Below are 22,009 nucleotides of genomic sequence, written 5' to 3'. Positions count from 1 at the left end.
TGACCGCTGCCAGCTTTTTCGCTGACAGCACTAATTGTAGGCTAACCCATTAATTCAGATGCCCAGACAGATAGTAAAAGGATAGCAAGGGTTACGCTAGACATTTAATCTTTAACCTCAACTAATCTCAGTAAATCCCGGTGAATGCCCGACCAGTGCTGATTTAAGTCCAGCGTTTGCACCTGAATTTGATGGGCTTCGTCGGAAAAGAAAGCGGAAACGGATTGCGTAACCGTTGGATATAATAAAATGCCCCGAAGCTTGCCGGAAGCCGGATAGTTTTTCAGGTAAGCAAACAACTGGTATAAATGCGGCGAATGTACCTTGCGGGATTCAAAATGTCGTTGAAACGTTTCGGCGTAATACTTCGTATCCAGAATGATTTTCTGATCTTTTTGCTCCAGGGTTAAATCGGTTTGCATGAGAGGTAACAACGTGCGATCCTGTTCACTGGCGGTTAATTTCCAGTGAATGGTTTCCCGTCGTACTTTCCATTGTGGTAATTCGTGACGATAGAAATTTCGAACGAATGCTTCAAAAAGAACCGCCATTTGCCGCTCGTCCCGCCAGAAATCCTTGAACTGGTAGGTACCCTTTTCTTCGTTAACTAGTAAGTTTTTGTAAAGTAACTCACACACATTCAGCACAAAACGATAGGTAGAAGGATGCCTTGGAATGCTTGCCTTAGTGAAAATCGTTTCATTAAGTTTGATTTCCTCGACATCCGTCATGCGGATGTGCAGATGACGAATGCGGGACTGTTGTGGTAAAGAGGGGAGACGTAATAAAGAGTTGAGCGTCGTCTTTAGAATCTGATTTACGGGCTGATTCGCTGAATAAACATCCTGCTCACAGATGGCTCTTCCCTGCCGGAATTCATTTTTCTGTAAGCTTTCCGTCAGTAATAACTTCCCACGAATGCCCGCCAGTTGTACTTTTTCGGATTGATACGCATGAAACAAACCTTGCCTGAAAAGACGGTGAGTGGCTGTGATTAATACTTCGATTAGTAAATCCAGCAAACTAATCTGGTCGTCAGCGGCGACATGAACCAGTTCACGTTCGTCGAGTTTGTCCCAGGCGTAACAAAGCAGATAATAGATATTTTGAACCGGAATTTTCATAGGTATGATTCAAAACTAAAAAAAGCTGCCGGATTATCCGGCAGCTTTTGTGGTTTTCGTAATGGGAGTTATTTTTTGAATAGACTCTCGACGAAGGTTTTTTTATTGAATACCTGTAAATCCTCAATTCGCTCACCTACGCCAATATATTTTACAGGAATCTTAAACTGATCAGAAATACCAATCACTACGCCGCCTTTAGCGGTACCGTCTAACTTGGTAATGGCCAGCGAAGTCACTTCCGTAGCTTTCGTAAACTCCTGAGCCTGAATAAATGCATTTTGTCCGGTCGAGCCGTCAAGCACAAGTAATACCTCGTGTGGAGCTTCCACAGAGAATTTCTGCATAACCCGCTTGATTTTCGAAAGCTCGTTCATCAGGTTCACCTTCGTGTGTAAACGTCCGGCGGTATCGACGATTACAACGTCTGCTCCAGTTTCAGTACCCTGTTTCACGGCATCATAAGCTACCGAAGCAGGGTCGGTGTTCATGCCGTGGTCAATTACGGGTACGCCTACGCGTTCACCCCATAATTTTAACTGTTCTACGGCGGCGGCCCGGAAGGTATCACCTGCCCCTAACACCACTTTCTTTCCGGCTTTGTGATATTGGGCGGCCAGTTTACCAATGGTCGTCGTTTTCCCCACACCATTTACACCCACTACCATGATGACGTAGGGTTTGGTGCCCAGGGGCGTTTCAAAATCTCCCGAAATATCGGTAGACTGGTTTTCAGACAGCAAAGCTGCGATTTCCTCCCGAAGGATGGAGTCCAGCTCACTGGTATTCATGAACTTATCTCTGGCAACGCGGGCTTCAATCCGGCGAATAATGTTGACGGTGGTTTCTACCCCCACATCCGAAGAAATCAGAATTTCCTCCAGTTCATCCAGCACTTCGTCATCTACTTTGGATTTTCCGACGACGGCCCGGCTGAGTTTAGAGAAAAAGCCATCTTTGGTTTTTTCCAGACCTTTGTCCAGCGACTCGGCCTGTTCTTCCTGGATTTGCTCCTTTTTCTTCGTGAAAAAATCGAATAAGCCCATTTTTGGTTTGATTATCTATGCTTAGGACCCGGCTATTTTGGTCAACTGAAGTAGTCTGAGTCACTAATACTCCAAATCTACAACAAAAAATCCCCCGAAGAACGTTCGGAGGATCATAATAAGACTTTTGAGTCTCAGCAGACTAGTTTTTCAGAGCTGCTTGAGCTTCGTCCTGAAGAACGATTTCTTCTTTGAAGGTATAAGCACCTGTGGTTGGGTTTTTCACCGCCTTGATGATTTTAGCGTATTTAACGCCACCTTCTTTTTTCAGGGTCGCTACTACTTTCTTTGCCATTTCAGTAAAATGTTATACAGTGGATCACTAACCAGTTGACAGTTATCGCCGGACTAGGAACCACCTAAACAACGAATAACTGGGGTCTGAAATTACTTGATTTCCTTGTGAAGCGTATGCTTTTTAAGGAAAGGGTTGTACTTCTGGAGTTCAATACGAGCCGTAGTATTCTTCCGGTTTTTCATCGTGACATATCGTGACATGCCAGGAACGCCAGAAGTCTTTTGCTCGGTGCACTCGAGGATTACCTGAATGCGGTTGCCTTTCTTAGCCATGAGCTTATTGCGTTATTTAAATCAGTGCTTTTCAAAAATTGGAACGCAAAAGTAGCAATATTTCAGCGAGTGGACAAGCTTACCGTTGAAATTTGTTTTACGTTTCTATTTAGAAGTATCATTATTTAGATTATGGATGACTAAATATTCTGATTTATAGGTTATTAAGTAATGTAAATAATATTAGGAAAAAACCGTACGCAGAATCTCCAGAGACCGAACTTCACCCATACCATCGACGTGAAGCTCATAAAACTTCAAGACCATTTCCAGTAAATAGTTGCGGGATGATCGACCTATGCGGATTTCCGGGTTCACATTCAACTCATCCAATTTCCGTAATTCCGACTCGTCGTGGATGGGATAACCTGCCAGTCTTAACTCCTGAGCCAGTTGCTGGCCCGTTGTGGGTTCGAAACCCAGATAAAAACTCAGCCGAAGCAAAAACCAGAGGTGAAAATTTTCGTATCCTTCGGTTGCCTGATCCAGCCAGATTAGGCTTTCCCGAAGAAATTGAAATAACCGTGGATTACCCGCTTCCTCCTTCAGCGTTTTGCTGAGTACTTCGGTAATAAAAAGGGCAATGGTTGACTTGGTAATATCAAAAGGAATTGTACTGTACGGGTGGTTGACCTTAATTTCGGAAATCCGCTGAATTCCGGCACTGTCTTTGAAATAGACAACTAAATCCAATAAGGTAAGGGGCTGAAAAAGAGCAATTTTGTTTTTGCCTTTACTGCTCCGAACCCCATTTTCGATATACGTCTGAACGCCGAATTCCTCGGTATAAATCTTGACGATGATCGACGTTTCTCGGTAACGCAGGTAATTAAGAACTAAGCCGCGGGTTTTTTGAAGCATGTACAAAAATACGATTTTTTGAGGCGATTTCGAGGAGATTACCCCATTTTCAGACCTGCAAATTTTCGTCCCAAAATTGCTTCTGATGGAACATCCAGCCAGCGATCCAGCAAAGTGGCATATACATCGCGGAAGTCAATGGTATACTTTAAATCTCCCTGATCCGTATCCGTCAGGTTAGGGGAAGCCGTCAGACTGGCGTCTGGTTTCAGCAACGAGCCTGCCAGAAATAGCACATTGGCGGCTCCGTGATCCGTTCCGTTCGATGCATTTTGTTTAATCCTGCGACCAAACTCGCTAAAGGTCATAACGACCACGTTATCAAGCTGACCCTGCGATTTTAAATCCTGTAAGAAGGAGTCGAGAGCTTCGGCGTATTGAGTTAATAAGTTATGCTGCTGAGGTTGTTGATTCACATGCGTATCAAAACTGCCGTGCGATACGTAATAGACACGAGAATCCACGCCCGTGCGAATAAAGTTAGCAATGGTTTTCATTCGACGACCTAATTCGTGGGATGGATAGGTGGTGGAAGAACTGGCAACTTTCGTCTTGGCATGAATATAATCGGCGGAAGAAATCGTTTCAGCCAGCGTTTTATAGAGGTAGTCCACGTTTTCATATTCTTCGTGATTAACCCGGGCCAGTTGCTGATAAAAACTGTTTTGCGTCTGATTGTACAGGCGTTTCGGGTCTGACACTGCTAAGCCTTTTACCTGAGCACCCTTCATGGATAGACTTAATTGATCATCAATTTCCAGAGCCTGATAAGGTTGGCATTGACCAGAACACTGAGAATCGAGGTAACGCCCAATCCAGCCTGTTTTTAGGTATTCATTAGAGTTACTGGCGGTATGCCAGATGTCCATCGACCGGAAGTGCGAACGGTCAGGGTTAGGGTAACCCACATTATTGAGAATGGAAAAACGCCCGTCATCGTACCAACGGCGAAGTTTTTCCAGAGCCGGATGAAAGGCTAACTCATCGTTAATTTTCAGGACCTTACCCTCAGGAATGGCCAGTTTGGGCCGCTCGCGGTAATAAATATCGTTTCGGTAAGGAATGATGGTATTTAGCCCATCATTTCCACCGGAAAACTGAATGATTACCAGCGTCTTCCGGGAAGAAGGCGTCTGTCCCAACTGATGCTGTTCATACGCTTTAACAAAGTCGGGAATAAGCCAGGTGCCTACCGTAGCCAGAGCCGATTGACGAAGAAATTCTTTACGATTCATAAAGCATTATGTCTAGGGGTGGAAAGTTTAACCCAATTGGTACTCCGGCAGGGTAAGTAAAGCCAGCGTATAATCTTTCAATTCCGATTCTTTTTTTCGCTTCAGAATCAGATTTTGCTGAGTTGAGCGAAGCGGACGTTGCAGTAAGTGCGTGCTTAAGGCGGTTACCAAAGCTTCGCCCTGAAGGCCTTCGAAGGCGGTGCCAAAAGCTTGCCAGTTGAGTTCGGCCCGCTCAAACTGTCGTCCTTTTTTCTGCGTGAGGTAATCGGTATTTACATCGCCGTCGGCTTTTGCTTTGAAGTTTAACTCAGCCGAATTGAAGATGACTTCGGGTAACTTCATCCGCAGAAGCAAGCTGGAGGAATCAATCCAAGCCGTGCCACCCGGCCAGCCTGCTACGTTAGGTGGGTAAAATAGTACCTGATCCAGAGCTTTCTGAATGTACAAAACGGACTGCTTGCTACCGTAGGTTAATCCAAACGTGCGTTGCAAGCCGACCAGAAACTCCACGGGAGATTTAATTTTTGTACCAATATTCCTGGGGTCGTAAAACCAGTCGGAAGAAAAAATTTCCTTCATTAGCCAACTGATGTCGTACTCCTTTTGATGAAAACGCGGAGCTAAGTGATTGATAATGGCCTGGTCGGGTTGGTCATTTACAAAAAAGCGATAGATTTTAGTTACCAGAAAAGTAGCCGTTTCGGGTCGTTCCAGTAATAAATTCAGGGTATCTTCTCCGCTGAAGTTTCCGGTTTTTCCGAAGATGGTTTTCGGGCCATCGTCGTGCTGATTTTTCCGAAAAACAAACTCGCCCCGACCATTAAAGCCCCAACCTGTAAAACTGCGGGCGGCTTCCTTAATGTCTTTTTCGGTATAATTACCCCGGCCCAGCGTAAATAACTCCATGACTTCCCGGGCAAAATTTTCGTTTGGACTCTGCTTGCGATTCTGCTGGTTGTTCAGAAACTGAAGCATGGCAGGATCTTTGGAGATGGCTCCGAGCAAGTCCCCAAATTTGCCCAGAGCATTTTCGCGAAGGACATTATTCTGCTTTTGAACATAAGCTGGATTCAGGCTGCGGCAGGCAAAATGGCCGTGCCAGAAAAGCGTCATTTTTTCTCGTAAAGCTTCCTTCCCTGAACCCATTTGATTCACCCATGCGTAGTTAATGTCACCAATCTGCTCCCGATTTTCCCGCAGAATCTGCTGTGCCATCTGTTTTCTCTGATCCTGCGATAAACTATCTCTTTGCATGACCATTTCCAGCAGCGTTTTACGGGTGTAACCCAATTGCTGGGGATCTGCCACATGCAGCGGAGAGCTGGTTTGGGAGTCTTCAAAAAGATGATTCACCGCTTTGGAAAGCGAATGGCGGCTGGCTTCCTGTAACGCTGCCGGGCTGACTCCGAAACCCGCCCGCAGGTATAAATGCTTTAGCTGACTGAGGTTACTTTTCATCGATTTATTAAAAACGAGATGTAGTAAAGAATAAGCTCATAGTCAGGAAGATGGTACGGTATTGAGACTGATTTCCGGCCGAGGAAGTTTAATCAGGGATCTAATTTTAATTTTCAGGAATAGCCAATAAAAAAGGTTACCTCCGTCTCAGGGAAGTAACCTTCATTGCGGTGCCTCTGAACCAAACTAAACCCGTGGGCAACGTTTGAATTCTTTCGTGCGATCAAAGAGGTAACGATAGGTAATGTAACTCTTATCAATGCGGGTGCCTAGTTGCGAAACGAAGCGATTCATACGGGGATTGAAATCACCCACCCAGTTCATATCAATGGTATCGTATTGGTAATCAGGATTGTCACGACCTGCCTGACGGAAACGTAGGGCGATGGCGGATTCTACGCCTTTACCTTGATAATCAGGAATGACGCCGAAAATAAGGCCGCAGGTTCGGGTAACTACTTTCTTCCATTTCAGCAGATACAACAGTTTCAGTTTCTGTAATAACCCAAATTTGCCGTTTAAATGCTTGACAATCTGATTCAAATCAGGAATGACAATGAAGAAAGCAATGGCCTCACCGCCTGCGTAAGCGAACCAGATTAACTGTTCATCAATGATGGGCTTCATCGAATTAACCAGCGAGCGGGCCTGTTCGATGCTCATTTCTTTTACACCCGGAAACTTGGCCCAGGCTTTATTATAGATACTGCGAAAATCTTCGGTGTATTTAGCCAGGTCTTTCTTTTCGATGTGCTGAAAGGTAAACTCGGGGTTTGCATAGACCCGCTGAGCTTTTTCCTCCACATTAGGAGAAACGACTACTTCCCGAATGGGAGAAGTGTAGACAAATTGCTTGAAGTAATCCTGAAAGCCGTACTTCTCGAAGTAGGCGATGTAATACTCCTTCGTCCAGGGCATTTTGTAGGTAGGTTCGAAGTCCCAGCCCTGCACCATTAAGCCCCACCAGGCCTCGCGTTCACCGAAGTTAATGGGGCCGTCCATCGCCTCCATACCTTTGCTTTCGAGCCAGTCTTTGCAAGCCTGGAAGAGCAAAAAGGCGGCTTTTTCATCTTCAATGCACTCAAAAAAGCCCATGCCGCCCGTAGGCTGGTCTTCTTTGTGAGCTTTATCATAATCGATAAAAGCAGCCACGCGACCGATGGTTTGTCCGGCTTCGTTCTGTAAAATCCAGCGAATGCATTCACCGTGTTTGAACATCTTGTTTTTCTTCGGATCGAAAACATCTTCAATGTCCTGATCCAAAGGGCGAATCCAGTTCAAATCATGGCGATACAAACGAACGGGAAACATCAAAAACTTACGTTGGGCACTAGGGTTAGTACCGACTTCAAACAAAAGCATAACGATATCGGGAAAGAAACCTGGGTCAAAGATAGGGGAGTTTTGGGTTTTGGGTTTAGAGTTTTGGGTTTTGCGTTGTGTAGTTGCCAAAGAGAGGTGCGTTGTGCATGAGTTACAATTCTGTAAATGAGCTTAGTATTTCAAATTCTCGTAAACTCTGAACCCAAAACTCAAAACCCTAAACTCTTTTCCTTACTTTTGCAATCAAACCTTTTATGACGTGGCACAAGCTTCTTTTTCTTACCGCGTATTACGATGTTGGAACGGTCTGTAATCTTCGACGGTTCTTATTCGCATGTGCTGATTTTTCAGTACTGATCTCATTCAATTATTTTTTGCATGCAATCCCTGAAAATCTACAATACCCTTAGCCGGGAGAAAGAAGTTTTTCAACCCCTTCATCCGCCACATGTTGGCTTGTATGTCTGCGGTCCAACGGTTTATAATTACGTTCATTTAGGAAACGTTCGCACATTCCTGACGTTCGACACCCTGGTACGTTACCTGCGTCACAGCGGTTATAAAGTTCGTTACGTGCGGAACATCACCGACGTAGGACATTTAACGGGCGATAGTGACGAAGGCGAAGACAAAATTGGTCGCATGGCTCGCCTTGAGCAGATTGAGCCAATGGAAATCGTTCATCGGTATACTGACGACTTTCATAAAGTGCTGGAGCAGTTTAATATTCTGCCTCCTAGCATAGAACCAACCGCTACGGGGCACATTGTCGAGCAGATTGAAGCTGTAAAGACATTACTTGATAAAAATTTAGCTTACGAATCGAATGGTTCGGTCTATTTTGATATTGAACGCTATAATCAGCAACATAAGGATTACGGAAAATTGTCAGGTCGGATTCTGGAGGACTTATTAACCGAAACCCGCGATCTGGATGGGATTGGGGAAAAGAAAAGCCCGCTGGATTTTGCCATCTGGAAAAAAGCCGCTCCCGATCACCTTATGCGTTGGCCTAGTCCCTGGGGGTCCGGTTTTCCCGGCTGGCACTTGGAATGTACCTGCATGAGTACCAAATACTTAGGAAAGCAGTTTGATATTCACGGTGGGGGTATGGACTTGAAATTTCCACACCATGAATGCGAAATCGCTCAGGGCACGGGACTGAATGAAGTATCACCCGTGAAGTATTGGATGCACTCGAATATGCTGACGGTTAATGGTCAGAAAATGTCCAAATCTCTGGGTAACTCGTTTTTACCGAATGAGTTATTTGCGGGAAGTCACCATTTGCTGGAACAGGCTTATTCGCCGATGACGGTTCGCTTTTTCATGTTGCAAAGTCAGTATCGCTCAACGCTGGACTTTTCTAACGAAGCTCTGAAAGCAGCTCAGAAAGGGTATAAGCGTTTAATTAATGGACTGCGGCTGATTCGCGATATGGAATTTGTGGCAGACGAAACCATTGCTGTGGATGTGAAACAGGTTGAAGAAGTAGAGAAGGCCATCGAAGGTGCTTATGAAGGCATGAATGACGACCTGAACACGGCAGTTGCCATTGCTCATTTGTTTGCGTTGCTGAAGAAAATCAATCAGTTATACATGCTTCAGGTGAAGCCCGCTCAGTTAGGCGAAGAGGTTTTCAACAAACTGAAGACTACGTATATGACTTTCCTGGCGGATATTTTGGGTCTGGAGGAAGAACGTAACCAGGCGTTTGAGCCGCTGATTGATGGTCTGCTGGATTTGTATCGTGATTTCAAAACGCAGAAGCAATACGATAAAGTGGATCAGGTTCGTTCCGTATTTAAACAGAATGGTCTGGTTATTAAAGATCTCAAACACAAGATCGACTGGGCTTACGAAGAATAAAGGCATCGGCGTAGAGAAACTCTCTACGCCGATTTTCAAACCATACCTCATGAAACGTTTATCAACTCTGGCTCTGCTCCTTGCTCTTGGGGCAACGGGTTTACTGGTTCAGTCCTGTGACGATAAATCAGGAAAAAGCGAAAGCACTACCAGTACCGAAGAACCTAAATTAGCTCCGGCTCCTACCTTCAACGCCGATTCAGCCTATGCTTTTGTTCAGAAACAGGTAGATTTTGGCCCACGGATTCCTAATTCCAAAGCTCATCAGGCTTGCGGCGACTGGCTGGTTGCCAAGCTGAAAAGCTACGGATTCGCGGTGACCGAACAGAAATTCACCGAAACGGCTTTTGATGGAACCAAGCTTAATGCCCGTAATATCATTGGCAGCATCAACCCCGATGCGGCCAAACGCATTTTGTTGACGGCTCACTGGGATACCCGCCCTTTTGCGGATAAAGACACCGTTGCCCAGTATAAAAACAAACCTTTCGACGGAGCCAATGACGGCGGTAGTGGCGTAGGGGTATTACTGGAAATTGCCCGTAACCTTCAGGCGAAACCGCTACCAAACGTGGGTATTGATATTATCTTCTTTGACATCGAAGACTGGGGTGAAAAAGAAGGAATGCAGCCTTCACAGGAGCGATCAAACTGGGCCTTAGGTTCGCAGTACTGGGCGAAAAATCTGCATAAGCCGGGTTATTCCGCTTACTATGGCATTCTGCTGGATCTGGTAGGAGCGAAAGGGGCTCAATTCCCTCAGGAAAGTTATTCTTTACAGTATGCCCCGAGCATCGTTCAGAATATCTGGAATATAGCCGGACGTTTAGGGTATAACCAATACTTCCTGCCCGTACAAGGCGGCGGCTTAACCGACGATCACGTAGCAGTTAATGAAGTAGCCAAGATTCCGATGGTAGACATTGTGGAAATGAAAGTAAACAATCCGAAGACTTTTGGAGATTATCATCATACACACAAGGATAACATGGAGGTAATCGACAAAAACGTCATGAAAGCCGTCGGCCAAACCGTAACCCAAGTGCTTTATCAGGAAGAATAATGAGTTGTCCGTTTGCAGTTGTCAGTTTTCAGTGAATAATTGACAACTGCAAACAGAAAATTGAAAACTAAAATGCGATTTCGTTCCCATTTTTTGCTTTATCTGGTACTAGCCGTAACGGATGCTTGGTTACTGTCCCATCCTAATCTGATTGGGCGTATTGGCATCTGGTTATATAAATACGCGTATATTAAAACCTTTTCCCGGGCTCTGGTTTTTGTACTGATTCTGGTAGGCCTGTCGATTTTGGTGAGTGAACTCGTCAAAAAATACTTACCCATCCGAACGGGTGTATTAGTACTGGCTTTGATGCTGGTTATTGCCTCAATGGCGTTTATGAATGTTTTTATCCAGTTTTCTTCAGGAACCTACCAGTTCACGGGGAAAGGATTCATCTGGGGAGCTCACTTATTACCCATCATTCTTATTCTCATTTTTGCTCAAAGTCTGTACGAGCTTTTTCGGACGGGTAAATTGGATAGTAAATAAAGCGTAAGAGCCTGCCCGAACATGACTAAAATAGGGCCCTCTCGTTTCTACTCTAACGGCAGGTAGGATCTTACCTTTATTCATTTTAAGTCTATTACTCAGAGCAGAGTGAAGGTCTCTGTTGGTTTGAGTAAACAGGTGACTTTCTCCACTTCATAAGAGGGCTGCCAGCGAAAAAGCTGGCAGCAATAATAGAGTTTTGCACTATTAGTCCGCGTTATCAACGTGGATACGTGAAAAAAGCGTTGGTAATGCTTAGCGTTATAGACGCTTTCTTCAGGTATTTGTGACACAGATCCAACGATTATAAATGTTAGATGATCGTCTTTAAAGTAGGGGCTTTATTTGCCTCCAGCCACTACTTCAACCAAATCTTTCCACTGGAAATGAGTCTGGGCCATGGCCAGTACATCCTCCTTCGTAACGGCTTTAATTCGCTCAATGAATCGTAAATGATAATCATCGGGCAGGTTATTAAGAATGCGAACCTTGTGCCGATCAGCAATTTCAAAAGGCGTATTTAAAGAGCCAATGAATTGCCCAATCATGTAATTCTGAGCCGTTTGTAATTCCGTTTCCGAAACGAGTTCCGTTTGCAGGCGTTCGCTTTCTTTTTTGATTTCGGCCAGCGTCTGGCTGGTAAATTCTTTATTAACATCGGTGCCAATCACTAACTGACTCGCCTGAGCGAAGTTATTCATCTGCGAATAGATACCATAAGTAAAGCCTTTTTCTTCCCGGATATTCTTCATCAGGCGGGAGCCAAAGTAACCCCCAAAGATTTCGTTGGTAACCAGTACTTTATAATAATCAGGATGAACACGATTAATCATACGTTTACCCATGCGAAGAGTCGACTGAGTCTTTTCGGGTAACTCAATGAGGACTTTCGCTGGATTGGCATCAATGGGCAGCTCAAAAGACCGACGTTCGGGTTGGGGAAGAAGTGCCTGCTGACCAAAAATCTCATTCACTAATGCTACTTCTCGTTCGTCAACCTGTCCCGAAATGAAAAGCTGAAAAGCATGACCCGCAATGTGATTTTGGTAGAACGTAACCAAATCTTCCCGGCTGAAAGCCTTCAGGTTCTCCTGTGTCTGGTTCTTGCCATACGGATGATCTTTCCCAAATAAGGCTTCGCGGAAGCCCCGAGAGGCCAGAAATGACGTTTTTTCTTCATTAACCTGAAGATTCTGCAAGGCAATGGTTCGCTGCACTTCCAGTTCTTCGGCCGGGAAAGTAGCTTCCTGTAATAACTCCTGAATGCGGGGTAACAGGACTGGAAGGTGTTTTCGAAGGGCGTACAGGGTTACGGTAGAACGATCAGCAGAAGCACCTAATTCCAGAAATGAGCCGTACTGATCAAAGAATTCGGCTAATTCGGCTCCCGTGTACTGCTGGGTTCCTTCGTTCAGCATCCGTAAAGTAAAGGTTGAAACATTGGGTAACGCTTCATCCCAGCCGCCTGCTTCAAACACCCATTCTACGCGGGTAACGGGCTGTTCACCGGCGTCAATGACATATACCGGAATATGGTTATCAAGGGTATAGGCTTGAACTGGAAGCAGAGAAACGGTATCCGTCAGGTGAAAATCAGGAGCTTGCGTACGATCTAATTGTATCATCATCTTTTATTAATCTCTTCAGGAAGTCAGATAGCTGGTTTTCCTATGGGCGAAAAGCCAAGGTACTACTTCTCTCGAAATAGAAATCATGGGATATAATAAAAAATGGCACCCCGTAGAATGCCATTTAAAAAAATCGGGTAAAAGAATCCTAGAAATCGTCCCGGGGAGCTTCGCCGATGCTTTGTTTTTTATTGAACAGGTAAGATAACGTTACCCGCAGGGTGTTATTGAGCGGATTGATCTGACCGCCGCCCTGGAAAAGGTAAGCAAAATCAAGACCCATTTGCTGGTAGTGAACGCCAAAACCTGCCGTTACGTAGCTACGATTTCCTTTGTTAGGATTTTCGTAAAAGTAACCCAGACGAGCCGCCAGAATTTTGTTCCAGTTGTATTCCAGACCCGCCGAAACGGTTACTTCCTGAAGTTCTTCTTTCAGGCCACCGGGAGCATCCGTGAACGAACCGAATACGCCTTCAAACAAGCTACGGTCCGCCACTGGTTTCTTCCCATCTAAAGGCTTGCCCGTGGTTACGTCGTAACGAGGGGGCGTTGGTACCATTAATTTATTCAAGTCAACCGTGAGGGTTAATGAATTTTTATCGTCCAGACGGTTGGTAATGGCCGTACCTAATTTCAGGTTTGTAGGAATGAAGTAAGGAGCCTGAGCCGTTCCACCGTAGTTAATTTTACCACCGAGGTTTTGGATCATTAATCCGTAGTTGGCAAACCACTTTTTCTCGGGGCTGTAGCCATTGCGGAATAAAGCGATGTCACCCGCGACGGTTTGACCAGGACGTAAAGCCACGCCTGCTACTACCTGATCGCCCGTAAGATTGGAGTTAATGTATTTCAGGTTAATACCCAACGATAACTGATCCGACAGTTTCAGAGCGTAAGAACCCGTGGCTGCGTATTCTTTTGAATCGAAGCTACCCGTAGTTACGCCCTGGTCGTTGGTAAAGATGATATTACCCAGATTAAAATACTGAAGGGAAAGACCAATTACCTGGTTTTTACCAATTTTTTTATAACCAGTAAAATGGCCCAGCCACATATCACCGATCAGGTTACGAAGCCAGGGTGTATAGGAAACAGAAACACCAGCATCCTGTTCAGCATAAACTAATTTTGACACGTTCCAGTACGTTCCGCTAGGATCGGTGGGGCTAAGAGCTACACCCGCATCACCGAGGGCGGCAGAGCGGGCATCGGGTGTAATATTAACAAAAGGAACAGCAGGAATAGGAATTCGATCACTGTTGACTTGCCCAATCACTGTGCTACCGCTTTGAGCCATTGCTAAGGTTGAGGAGCTAATGAAGGCTGCAACGGTCAAAATACGGGTTTTAAGTCTTTTCATCCGAGATTGGGTTAAACGTTGAGGGGCCGGGGCTACGCCTTCCGGTGAAAGTATACTAGAGACAGGACCTGTTTTAAGGCGATGATAACTACGCATTCGTGGGATGTATTTAATCGCAAAACTAACAAAAGTCATTTGATGTAGGAAATCTTTCCGCCTCCAGTTAGGGAACGCCCCGTAGAAAGAGAGCGTACAAAAATACGATAAATGTATAAACCCGTATTCAATTCTGGTTTTTCAAGTACTAAATCTTCGTACGGAGAGGGCGTAACGTAACTTTGAAGGCTCTGTTGATGGAGCAATCGACCGGAAAGATCGTACAGATAGAATGTAATTTCGGTATCATCGTCCTGAAAATCATGTTCGAAGGTAAAACGAGCCTTTTGCGTGAAGGGATTTGGCATAGCCGTAACGTTGCGAAGATACGTTTTCGTACTTGGAACTACGTAAAATTCTATGCTTTGATTAACCCGATTTCCAAATACATCATAGGCCTGCACCTGAAGGCGGTGGGAACCAGGGGGTAAATGCTTGAAAGGATAGATTACCTGACCCAATTTAGTACTTTCCGGGAAGTAATAGGAATTCAGATTGATGGTTAACGTATCATTTAAAACCGCAGAAATAGGGTTTAATTCCGTGTACGAAAGCCCTGAATCGTCCGCTAATTGAGCGAATAATATCGGACTGTCATCCGTTTCTCCACCGTTCTTAAAGTCACTTGTATTCATGAATAAGCTCAAGGTCGGAGCTGTATGATCAGTGATGGGGGTTGAATTTTTACCATTAATGAACGGTCTGGCTATTCCTAAAGCACTTCGTTTTCCGTCAGTGGCCTGAGCGTATACTCGAATCAATGCCCGGCCCGATCCGGTTTCCAATGACGTAGGTAAGATAAAACTGCTGCTGAATTGCTTTTGGGTGATGCTGATTTTGCCCTTATAAAGCAAACTTTTCCGATCCTTATAACTGAATTTCGGATTTTCATCGCCCAGAGTTTGATAAGTTCTTTCCTGATCGTAAACCTCCAGCCAGCCTTCGCCATCAAACGAAGTCGAGCCGGATAGGGTAACCTGCCCGCCGCCTCGTAATGTATCAGGACTTTGGATTTTCAGGGAATCGCTGGCATAAGCTAACCGCATGGAAGGGTCGCCCAGAAGGGCAAAATTGCGATTAATTCGGCCCGCCAGACTATTGTTTTTAGTTTGACGGATGAGATCGCCCAGCCGAGGCAGTACGCCGTTGATGGGCTGAAAGGCGGCTTTCATAAAGGCCTCGCTTACCAGCGAATTAGAACTGGCAAAAACGGGACGAGCAGTGGTGATTAATCCAATAGCACCACCCTGAGCATTCAATAAAGCCAATTCAGCCCCGGAAACGACTCCTGGATCGTCGTAACGACCAAATTCACAGGTGGCAGTTAAAAAGAGTGGTAAATGATCGCGGTTTCGCCAGCCGAGAATATCCCGTAACATCAGAATCTGCTCCTGCGTCCAGCCCGATACACCGCCGTGCCCCGCAAAGGCAACCAGCAGTCGACCATCGTTCATGGCTGAAGTAATAGCCTCATTTGCTTTGGGGCTTTTCTGGTCCAAGCCTGTTCCTATTTGCGGAAAGGCATCCAGGTAGATTTTCTCGGCTTGGTAAGGCGTTTTTTCAAGGAATTGAACCAATCGCTCGGCATCTTCGGCGTGAACGTTGTAATCCCCGTCATCAGCTACGAAAGTACACTTGCTTTGCCAGGTCCCTTGGGTTGCCGGGTCCTCGTAATGCATGAGTTTATCAACAACCTGTTTGGCCTCAGAAAGGTATTTGACTGGCAAACGCCCGATGCCAATGTCAACGGTCTGATCTCCAGCGTAATCTTCCGACCATTCGCCTTCTGCATCTTCCAGAAAGCCAAAGTAATCATCCGAAGAGTAGCTATAAATCGGATGCAGTGATTCCCGGCTTTCGTACACCGGAACGAAAGACTTGCCCTGATTTTCCTTCAGAATATTTCTGTAATCGTAAGTGGCGTCGCCAAACAATAACAGGTACTTTAAGGTACCCGGCTTTTTCTGATAGAGATACCTGGCGTAATCCCGGAGAGCCGTTGGGTCCAGTTTCCCGGAAGAAAACTCATGGAAGACTTCCTCCGTTGAGACTACCAGCACCCGTAATTGATCATTTTTTCGGCGAAAATCAGCCAGTCGTTCAGCTTCTGTTCGTAAAGCCGGAGCTGTGATGATGAGTAAATCTGGCGTTTCCTGCTGGTGTAAATGCTGGTTGGGAATGCTTTGCAAGGAAACAGGCAAAAGACTCTTAGCATACGTGAAGGCCATACATTCGTGTACTTGGCCTCCGGGCTGGTAACTGAAGGTACCGTTCGAAACATTCAGTAACGTTTGGGTACTAAGGTCCCAGACTTGTATATCTGCCGGAGCATTGGCAATGGTCATCTGCACTGCGGGCAAATTTCGACTCGCCAGCGAACGGAATTGAAAGTTATCACCCTGCCAGTGAAGCGAACGCTGCAACTGAATGCCGAGGTAATTCAAAACCCCCTGAGCAGCATTATCTCCATTTCGATTGTAGGTAACCTGAATGGAAAACTTGCCATCTGAAGGCACGCTGTTTAAGGTCGTTTGAAAGGTATTTACGGCATCAATTCCCTTAAAATCATAACGTTCGTAAGTGGTAGCCCGGATGGTTTGAGAACCAATACTTTGACCATTTAAGGAAAAAGTAAAATTCGTTGGAACAGAAGCATAACCCAGGGTGGCCGCGGTAACCCAGAGGGGCTGATTAGGTAAGGCTCCGGGAATGCTGAAGGGAATGGTTCGGTCGGTATAAACATAAAAACTTTCACCGTACCAGACGCGACCCGATTTAACCCGGTTCATTTCTTCTACTTCGTGAAAAATATAATCATCGTAGGTGGTCAGGAGGGGGCCTGACCCAGAGGTCGTCGCTAGCTGAACTCGTTTTCCAGGGGTATTGCCGACGGTAAGAAAGTAAAAAGTAGTATCCGAATAGGGATTAAGCTGGTGTGAAAATCTTCCGGCTAGGGTATCCAGTTTTATTTCGTGAGGACTCTTTCCAATGAAATAAAGAGCATCGCTAATATCGAAAGACCCATCGCTTTCACCCGTTACCAGAATGGAATTTTCCAGTAAATCCATCGGGCGGGGCGATTGGTTAGCCTGAGGCAGCGGGGCTCCTCCGTTGCCATACAATCGCAAATGCTGGGGGTTAATCTGTGTGGGATTCCAACCGGCTTTTCGAAGAGTGGTGGCGTCAATTTTATAAACTCCGTCTTGAGTTACGCCAATTTTTAGCCAGGGACCGTTAGCTAATACGGACGACTGAGCCCTGACCAGAGCACTCAGGAAAAGGATAAAGAATAGGGTAGTAAACAATCGAATCATAAAGGCAGAAAACCGGACGTATCAATAACGTTGATTTTACTCAGGTCGTACATCAGAGAGCTGAACCAGGGCTTCCGCCGGAACGGTGTACTGACGACCGTTTTGCTGATCGGTGCATAAAAACCGGGTTCGGCGTCGCTGGTGTTTCATAAAGGTACGATTCCCCAGCAAGAAAATCTGATTTTCCGGTACCTCTGAAAGCCGTAACGTTCCTTCGGGATGTCGGTCGTATCGTCTCAGAGCCTGGTATAGGGGAGCATGCGAGGCCGTAGCTGCCTTCGGATCGCGGGAATAGTCCAGTAAAGGTGCCAGAATATCAACGGGGAAAATGGATTCCGTTATGACCGGCTTTAGTAATTCCCGAAACGTTTTTTTCCAGGATCTTCCGTGTGGGGCTACGCGGGTTCCCCATTGCAGACACACCCGCTGGTGAGCCACTTCATGGAGATAGGTAATGAGAAAGGCGTAGGCATTCATATTACCGTTCACTGAAATGCGATGGCCTTTGCTGGAGCAATAGCTATAGTCACCAAACTTCGTGCGTCGGGGCCGAGAAACGTGGAAATGAAAAGGATGTTCCTGCCAGAGCTGCAGGCAATAAGAAACGGCAAGGGAGGGAAGATGCTGGCGTAAGAGAGATTCCATCCGGTAAAAAACGACAAAGCCTCACCTGAAGGCAAGGCTTTGGCTGTGTTCCTAATCTACAAAATTATTTTTTTGCAGTGTCAGCAGCAGTAGTGTCAACAGCAAGAACTGTGTCAACAGCAGTAGTAGTATCAACAACTACAGCAGAAGAATCAGCAGATTCAGCAGAATCAGTTTTCTTTTCTTGGCAAGCTGCCAGAGAAACCATTGTGCCAAGAAGGAACAGGGCGAACAATTTTTTCATTTTTGTGATGATTTTAGGGTTTATTGCCGAGACAAAGTTGAACCCGAATTCTGAATAAAGCAAGTGGGCTTTTAAGGTTTTTTTAAGGATTTTAACAAAAAGCACACATTATCTTTATAATGACCTATGAATTCTGTAAATAGTTCTATTAATTGGCTCCTGAAACCTTAAAATTTGATAAATTTTTTTAAAACGCTCATTATGGAAGAGTAACCAGAAGGGCGTTATTCAGGAATACCTTTCAGATAATCCTTGATTCGGTCATAAAAGCCGGTTGATTTGAAAGTAAAGGTTTTATGCAATATGTAGTTACTTACGAAGCTAAGGCCCATCCCAACCAGTAGCCCGCCAAATTCCTTCACATTGATGTTGCGTGATTTTTCAGAAAGAAAATCCAGTGGAATGCGGTAATAGAGATCACCGGGATGGGAAGCATTCAGTAAGTGAAAACCCAGACTTGATCCACCTACAGTAATGAAGAAAGAAACAACCGCAACCAGCCCAAACTTGACCATCTCCCGCCGGGTCTGGCCTGATTTCTTGGCATCAAAGGCAAAAAGTTTAGTTAAGGTAAATCCTACAACGAAAGAGACTACGTAACCGCAGGCAACAGAAGCATTGTAACTCATAAACTCCCGGAAATAACCACCAGCAATAATCTGAACGGCAGCTCCGGTTCCGGCAACTAGAAAGTAAGCAACTAAATCACGAATGTTAAGTAATTTAGACTTTTTTTTCTCCAAAGGTTGAGCGAGGGTTGTTTTCAAGTGTTGAAAATTGACGTTAATACTAAAAGAATCTATTCACCAGGTCCGGGAATAATCCAAATAGGAGCGTCAGAACCGTAGTGAACAGCAAAGTTAGTTTAAATCCACTGCTTACGATAACTCCTTCGTTGTCACTTGGTTTTAAATACATGGCAATTATTACCCTGAAATAATAATAAATGCCGACACATGACATCAATACTGCGATGACTAACAGGGCGGTAAGATTAGCCTGAACCGCTGCGGAAAAGATAAAAAATTTACCCCAGAAACCTGCCGTTAGTGGAATTCCTGCCAGGGAAAGCATCGAAACGGTCATAATAAAAGCTAGTAGTGGATTGGTTTTAGCCAGACCGTTAAACGCATCATAACGTTCGTCGGGATTTCCTTCATAAGGTTTTCGCTCCGAAACAGCGATTAATACTCCAAAGGCAGAAATAGTGGCAAGTGAATAGGCCAGTGAGTAAAAAAGAATAGCCGATTGAGAACTGGGCACTTTAGCAACTACGGCCAGCAGCAGATACCCCGCATGAGAAATGCTGGAATAAGCCATCATGCGTTTGAAACTGATCTGATACGCAGCTGTAATATTTCCGATTAATAAGGTTAAGATGGCTAATACGGCCAATGTCTGGGCCCAGAAACCGTAAGAACTGGCAAAAGCGACGGAAGCGAGTTTGTAAAGAGCCGCAAATCCAGCCGTTTTAACCACGGTTGACATATAAGCCGTAAAGATCGTAGGTGCTCCTTCGTATACGTCTGGGGTCCAGAAGTGGAACGGTGCTACGGACACTTTAAACAACATGCCAAAAAACAGCAGTAATAACCCGATGTAGAGCAGGGGAGAAACCGAGCGATACTGGGTTGCCGTTTGTACGTAAGTAGCGATGGCTCCGAGTTTAAAAGAACCCGTGGCTCCATAGATCATGGCTAATCCGAAGAGTAAAATACCCGTGGCGAATGAGCCCATGAGGAAATATTTTAAAGCGGCTTCGTTGGAACGTAGGTTCCGTTTGTCCGTTCCGGTTAGAACGTACATGGCAACCGAGAGAATTTCAACTCCAATGAAGAGCATGATGAGGTTTTCAAAACCAATCATCATCAAAGCACCCGTGACCGAAAAAAGAATAATGGAATAATATTCGGCTGGGTGCGTATATTCTATATCGTCGCCAAAATTTCTGGAAATCCCGACGACTAATACCGTAGTAAGCAGAACAATGACCGAGAAGCTGACGAACAGGTTATTCACCCGTAGCATATCCGAAAAGTATAGAGCCTGCTGGTTCCATTCCTGCGTAAGTAGAGCCAGAGCTACGAACAGAAAAACAAGCGTAGCAGGCAGCAGAATCCGACGGGATTTCAGGAAACCAAGGAATAAATTTAATATGCCAAAAAGAGACAGAGATATGATCGAGAGCATGTCTTGAATGCTTGAGAGTAAATGAAAAAATACCGCTTCGTCTTACTTCAGGGTGCGTAGCAACTCGGCAACGGCTGGTTCGGTTAGTTTCAGAAATGCATTAGGAAACAGACCAATCCAGAATACAAAAACAGCCAGCGGAAGCAGAACCAGAATTTCATTAAGGTTCAGATCCGTGAATTGCTCGGTAGCGGTGGTTTGCAGTCCAAACATGGATTTCTGAACCATACGAAGCATATAGACTGCACCGAAAATAATGGTCGTTCCGGCCACGATACCGATCCAGGTATTATAAGTAAAGACGCCTTTTAGCAGCAGAAATTCACCAATGAAACCATTCGTCAAAGGCAGGGCTACGCTACCTAATACCATGATGATAAAGAAGACACTCAATACGGGAGAGTTTTGAGTAATGCCTCCTAACTGGCTCAAATCCCGGCTTTGCGTGCGGCTGAAGATGATTTCGATAATGAAAAACAGGCCGACCACATTAATACCGTGAGCAAGCATTTGAATGAGGGAGCCTTGTAACCCGTCGAGGGTTAAGGAGAAAATACCTGCCGCCATCAAACCTACGTGAGCGAAGGATGAATACGCTACGAGTCGTTTCATATCCTGTTGCTGAATGGCAATAATAGAACCGTATACAATGCCCGTTACGGATAAAATCACCGCTACCAGCCCCCATTCCTGAACCCCTTCGGGAACGATAGGTAATACGATTCGGATGAGTCCGTAAGTACCCATTTTTAGCATAATTCCGGCCAGTAGCATAGTCGCTGGCGTGGGCGATTCCACGTACGTATCAGGCTGCCAGGTGTGGAAAGGGAATACGGGCATTTTAATGGCAAAACCAATGAACAAAGCCCAGAATAATACGCTCTGCTGAGCGGCTGAAAGCTTTAACTCATAAAAAGCTGAAAGTAAAGAGCTATGCGAACCAGGCGTCTGGAGGTACAAATAAACCAGGCCCAGTAACATGAATAATGAACCGAAAATGGTATAAATGAAAAACTTGAACGTTACCGGAATTCGATTTTCTCCGCCCCAGGAAGCCGCAATGAAATAAATGGGAATGAGGGCTGCTTCGAAGAAGAAGTAAAACAGAAAGGCATCTTTTGCCACGAAAACCCCAACCAGAGCCGATTGCATCATTAAAATGAGGGCATAAAAGGCGGAAGGATTGCGGTAACTGTGATTAAAAGTGGAAAGAATAATCAGCGGTACCAGTAACGTGCTGAGTAATACCAGCAGTACGCTAATGCCATCGATGCCAATAGCAAACTGAATACCAGCGGATGAAATCCAGTCATAGCTTAAGGAAAACTGACTCGATGTATCGGCTTTAAAGATGGAAAGAACGTAAACGGCTAAGGCTAATTCAACCAGTGAGGCGATCAGAGCCACTCGCTTGACGGCTCCGCCACGTAAACCCAGCAAAACCGCTGCCAGGACCAGAGGAATCAGTATCAGGATGAGGGTAAGCATATCTTT

19 protein-coding genes are annotated in these 22,009 nt (G+C 45.2%); 3 read left to right on the top strand and 16 right to left on the bottom strand.

The features are described from left to right. Positions 1–104: 104 nt before the first annotated feature. The 8 genes from QE357_RS16710 to QE357_RS16675 form a co-directional block, all read right to left on the bottom strand. Complete coding sequence (locus QE357_RS16710; protein ID WP_106635170.1) at positions 105–1,124, bottom strand: 5-methylcytosine restriction system specificity protein McrC; 1,020 nt, start codon at positions 1,122–1,124, stop codon at positions 105–107. Between the two features lie 68 nt (positions 1,125–1,192). Then, the gene (gene ftsY, locus QE357_RS16705; protein WP_106635171.1) at positions 1,193–2,170 is read right to left on the bottom strand and encodes a signal recognition particle-docking protein FtsY; all 978 of its coding nucleotides are present in this window, start codon (positions 2,168–2,170) and stop codon (positions 1,193–1,195) included. A gap of 142 nt (positions 2,171–2,312) precedes the next feature. Beyond that, the gene (locus QE357_RS16700) at positions 2,313–2,465 is read right to left on the bottom strand and encodes a DUF4295 domain-containing protein (protein WP_106635172.1); all 153 of its coding nucleotides are present in this window, start codon (positions 2,463–2,465) and stop codon (positions 2,313–2,315) included. Positions 2,466–2,557: 92 nt separating this feature from the next. Beyond that, complete coding sequence (gene rpmG, locus QE357_RS16695; RefSeq protein ID WP_106635173.1) at positions 2,558–2,740, bottom strand: 50S ribosomal protein L33; 183 nt, start codon at positions 2,738–2,740, stop codon at positions 2,558–2,560. A 183-nt stretch (positions 2,741–2,923) separates the two neighbouring features. Continuing rightward, positions 2,924–3,601 carry a DNA repair protein RecO gene (recO, locus tag QE357_RS16690; protein ID WP_106635174.1) on the bottom strand — a complete coding sequence of 226 codons (678 nt, stop codon included), beginning with the start codon at positions 3,599–3,601 and terminating at the stop codon, positions 2,924–2,926. A gap of 38 nt (positions 3,602–3,639) precedes the next feature. After that, positions 3,640–4,836: a DUF1501 domain-containing protein gene (locus QE357_RS16685; protein WP_309709811.1), complete on the bottom strand. Its 1,197-nt coding sequence runs from the start codon at positions 4,834–4,836 to the stop codon at positions 3,640–3,642. Positions 4,837–4,863: 27 nt separating this feature from the next. Next, positions 4,864–6,294 (bottom strand): DUF1800 domain-containing protein, encoded by a 1,431-nt coding sequence (locus QE357_RS16680; protein ID WP_309709808.1) that lies wholly within the window; start codon positions 6,292–6,294, stop codon positions 4,864–4,866. Positions 6,295–6,480: 186 nt separating this feature from the next. Beyond that, positions 6,481–7,656 (bottom strand): hypothetical protein, encoded by a 1,176-nt coding sequence (locus tag QE357_RS16675; RefSeq protein WP_309709805.1) that lies wholly within the window; start codon positions 7,654–7,656, stop codon positions 6,481–6,483. 339 nt (positions 7,657–7,995) lie between these two features. Here QE357_RS16675 and cysS point away from each other — a divergent pair, with 339 nt between their 5' ends. The 3 genes from cysS to QE357_RS16660 all read left to right on the top strand — a co-directional run bounded on the left by cysS (position 7,996) and on the right by QE357_RS16660 (position 11,038). Further along, positions 7,996–9,486, top strand: a complete 1,491-nt coding sequence (cysS, locus tag QE357_RS16670; RefSeq protein ID WP_309709802.1) for a cysteine--tRNA ligase — start codon at positions 7,996–7,998, stop codon at positions 9,484–9,486. A 49-nt stretch (positions 9,487–9,535) separates the two neighbouring features. Further along, positions 9,536–10,549, top strand: a complete 1,014-nt coding sequence (locus tag QE357_RS16665) for a M28 family peptidase (protein WP_106635177.1) — start codon at positions 9,536–9,538, stop codon at positions 10,547–10,549. A 72-nt stretch (positions 10,550–10,621) separates the two neighbouring features. Continuing rightward, the gene (locus QE357_RS16660) at positions 10,622–11,038 is read left to right on the top strand and encodes a hypothetical protein (RefSeq protein ID WP_106635178.1); all 417 of its coding nucleotides are present in this window, start codon (positions 10,622–10,624) and stop codon (positions 11,036–11,038) included. Between the two features lie 341 nt (positions 11,039–11,379). On the opposite strand, the gene QE357_RS16655 is transcribed toward QE357_RS16660, so the two are convergent. The 8 genes from QE357_RS16655 to QE357_RS16620 form a co-directional block, all read right to left on the bottom strand. Beyond that, positions 11,380–12,666 carry a pitrilysin family protein gene (locus tag QE357_RS16655; RefSeq protein WP_309709798.1) on the bottom strand — a complete coding sequence of 429 codons (1,287 nt, stop codon included), beginning with the start codon at positions 12,664–12,666 and terminating at the stop codon, positions 11,380–11,382. Between the two features lie 148 nt (positions 12,667–12,814). Further along, positions 12,815–14,026, bottom strand: coding sequence for a type IX secretion system outer membrane channel protein PorV (porV, locus tag QE357_RS16650; protein ID WP_307141004.1), 1,212 nt, complete (start codon positions 14,024–14,026; stop codon positions 12,815–12,817). A 131-nt stretch (positions 14,027–14,157) separates the two neighbouring features. Further along, positions 14,158–17,436, bottom strand: a complete 3,279-nt coding sequence (gene porU / locus QE357_RS16645) for a type IX secretion system sortase PorU (protein ID WP_309709793.1) — start codon at positions 17,434–17,436, stop codon at positions 14,158–14,160. Positions 17,437–17,472: 36 nt separating this feature from the next. Next, positions 17,473–18,081 carry a hypothetical protein gene (locus QE357_RS16640; protein ID WP_309709790.1) on the bottom strand — a complete coding sequence of 203 codons (609 nt, stop codon included), beginning with the start codon at positions 18,079–18,081 and terminating at the stop codon, positions 17,473–17,475. A gap of 64 nt (positions 18,082–18,145) precedes the next feature. Beyond that, a complete protein-coding gene (locus tag QE357_RS16635) occupies positions 18,146–18,325 on the bottom strand; it encodes a hypothetical protein (protein ID WP_309709787.1) in 180 nt (59 codons plus the stop codon). Positions 18,326–18,549: 224 nt separating this feature from the next. Further along, positions 18,550–19,092 (bottom strand): GtrA family protein, encoded by a 543-nt coding sequence (locus QE357_RS16630; protein ID WP_307141000.1) that lies wholly within the window; start codon positions 19,090–19,092, stop codon positions 18,550–18,552. A 22-nt stretch (positions 19,093–19,114) separates the two neighbouring features. Then, complete coding sequence (locus tag QE357_RS16625) at positions 19,115–20,515, bottom strand: NADH-quinone oxidoreductase subunit N (protein ID WP_307140999.1); 1,401 nt, start codon at positions 20,513–20,515, stop codon at positions 19,115–19,117. 42 nt (positions 20,516–20,557) lie between these two features. Further along, entirely contained in the window at positions 20,558–22,003 is a 1,446-nt protein-coding gene (locus QE357_RS16620) for a NuoM family protein (RefSeq protein ID WP_307140998.1), read from the bottom strand. Positions 22,004–22,009: the final 6 nt, after the last annotated feature.

It is taken from the genome of Siphonobacter sp. SORGH_AS_0500 (genome assembly GCF_031453245.1).
GTDB lineage: Bacteria > Bacteroidota > Bacteroidia > Cytophagales > Spirosomataceae > Siphonobacter.
This window is presented reverse-complemented; position numbering and strand designations above follow the sequence as displayed.

Coding starts and splice junctions, on each gene's coding strand:
- QE357_RS16660 (WP_106635178.1), top strand. CDS start 10,622: ATGCGATTTCGTTCCCATTTTTTGCTTTATCTGGTACTAGCCGTAACG.
- QE357_RS16675 (WP_309709805.1), bottom strand. CDS start 7,656: ATGCTTTTGTTTGAAGTCGGTACTAACCCTAGTGCCCAACGTAAGTTT.
- QE357_RS16620 (WP_307140998.1), bottom strand. CDS start 22,003: ATGCTTACCCTCATCCTGATACTGATTCCTCTGGTCCTGGCAGCGGTT.
- QE357_RS16700 (WP_106635172.1), bottom strand. CDS start 2,465: ATGGCAAAGAAAGTAGTAGCGACCCTGAAAAAAGAAGGTGGCGTTAAA.
- QE357_RS16665 (WP_106635177.1), top strand. CDS start 9,536: ATGAAACGTTTATCAACTCTGGCTCTGCTCCTTGCTCTTGGGGCAACG.
- rpmG (WP_106635173.1), bottom strand. CDS start 2,740: ATGGCTAAGAAAGGCAACCGCATTCAGGTAATCCTCGAGTGCACCGAG.
- porV (WP_307141004.1), bottom strand. CDS start 14,026: ATGAAAAGACTTAAAACCCGTATTTTGACCGTTGCAGCCTTCATTAGC.
- QE357_RS16635 (WP_309709787.1), bottom strand. CDS start 18,325: ATGAAAAAATTGTTCGCCCTGTTCCTTCTTGGCACAATGGTTTCTCTG.
- porU (WP_309709793.1), bottom strand. CDS start 17,436: ATGATTCGATTGTTTACTACCCTATTCTTTATCCTTTTCCTGAGTGCT.
- recO (WP_106635174.1), bottom strand. CDS start 3,601: ATGCTTCAAAAAACCCGCGGCTTAGTTCTTAATTACCTGCGTTACCGA.
- ftsY (WP_106635171.1), bottom strand. CDS start 2,170: ATGGGCTTATTCGATTTTTTCACGAAGAAAAAGGAGCAAATCCAGGAA.
- cysS (WP_309709802.1), top strand. CDS start 7,996: ATGCAATCCCTGAAAATCTACAATACCCTTAGCCGGGAGAAAGAAGTT.
- QE357_RS16655 (WP_309709798.1), bottom strand. CDS start 12,666: ATGATGATACAATTAGATCGTACGCAAGCTCCTGATTTTCACCTGACG.
- QE357_RS16680 (WP_309709808.1), bottom strand. CDS start 6,294: ATGAAAAGTAACCTCAGTCAGCTAAAGCATTTATACCTGCGGGCGGGT.
- QE357_RS16710 (WP_106635170.1), bottom strand. CDS start 1,124: ATGAAAATTCCGGTTCAAAATATCTATTATCTGCTTTGTTACGCCTGG.
- QE357_RS16685 (WP_309709811.1), bottom strand. CDS start 4,836: ATGAATCGTAAAGAATTTCTTCGTCAATCGGCTCTGGCTACGGTAGGC.
- QE357_RS16640 (WP_309709790.1), bottom strand. CDS start 18,081: ATGGAATCTCTCTTACGCCAGCATCTTCCCTCCCTTGCCGTTTCTTAT.
- QE357_RS16625 (WP_307140999.1), bottom strand. CDS start 20,515: ATGCTCTCGATCATATCTCTGTCTCTTTTTGGCATATTAAATTTATTC.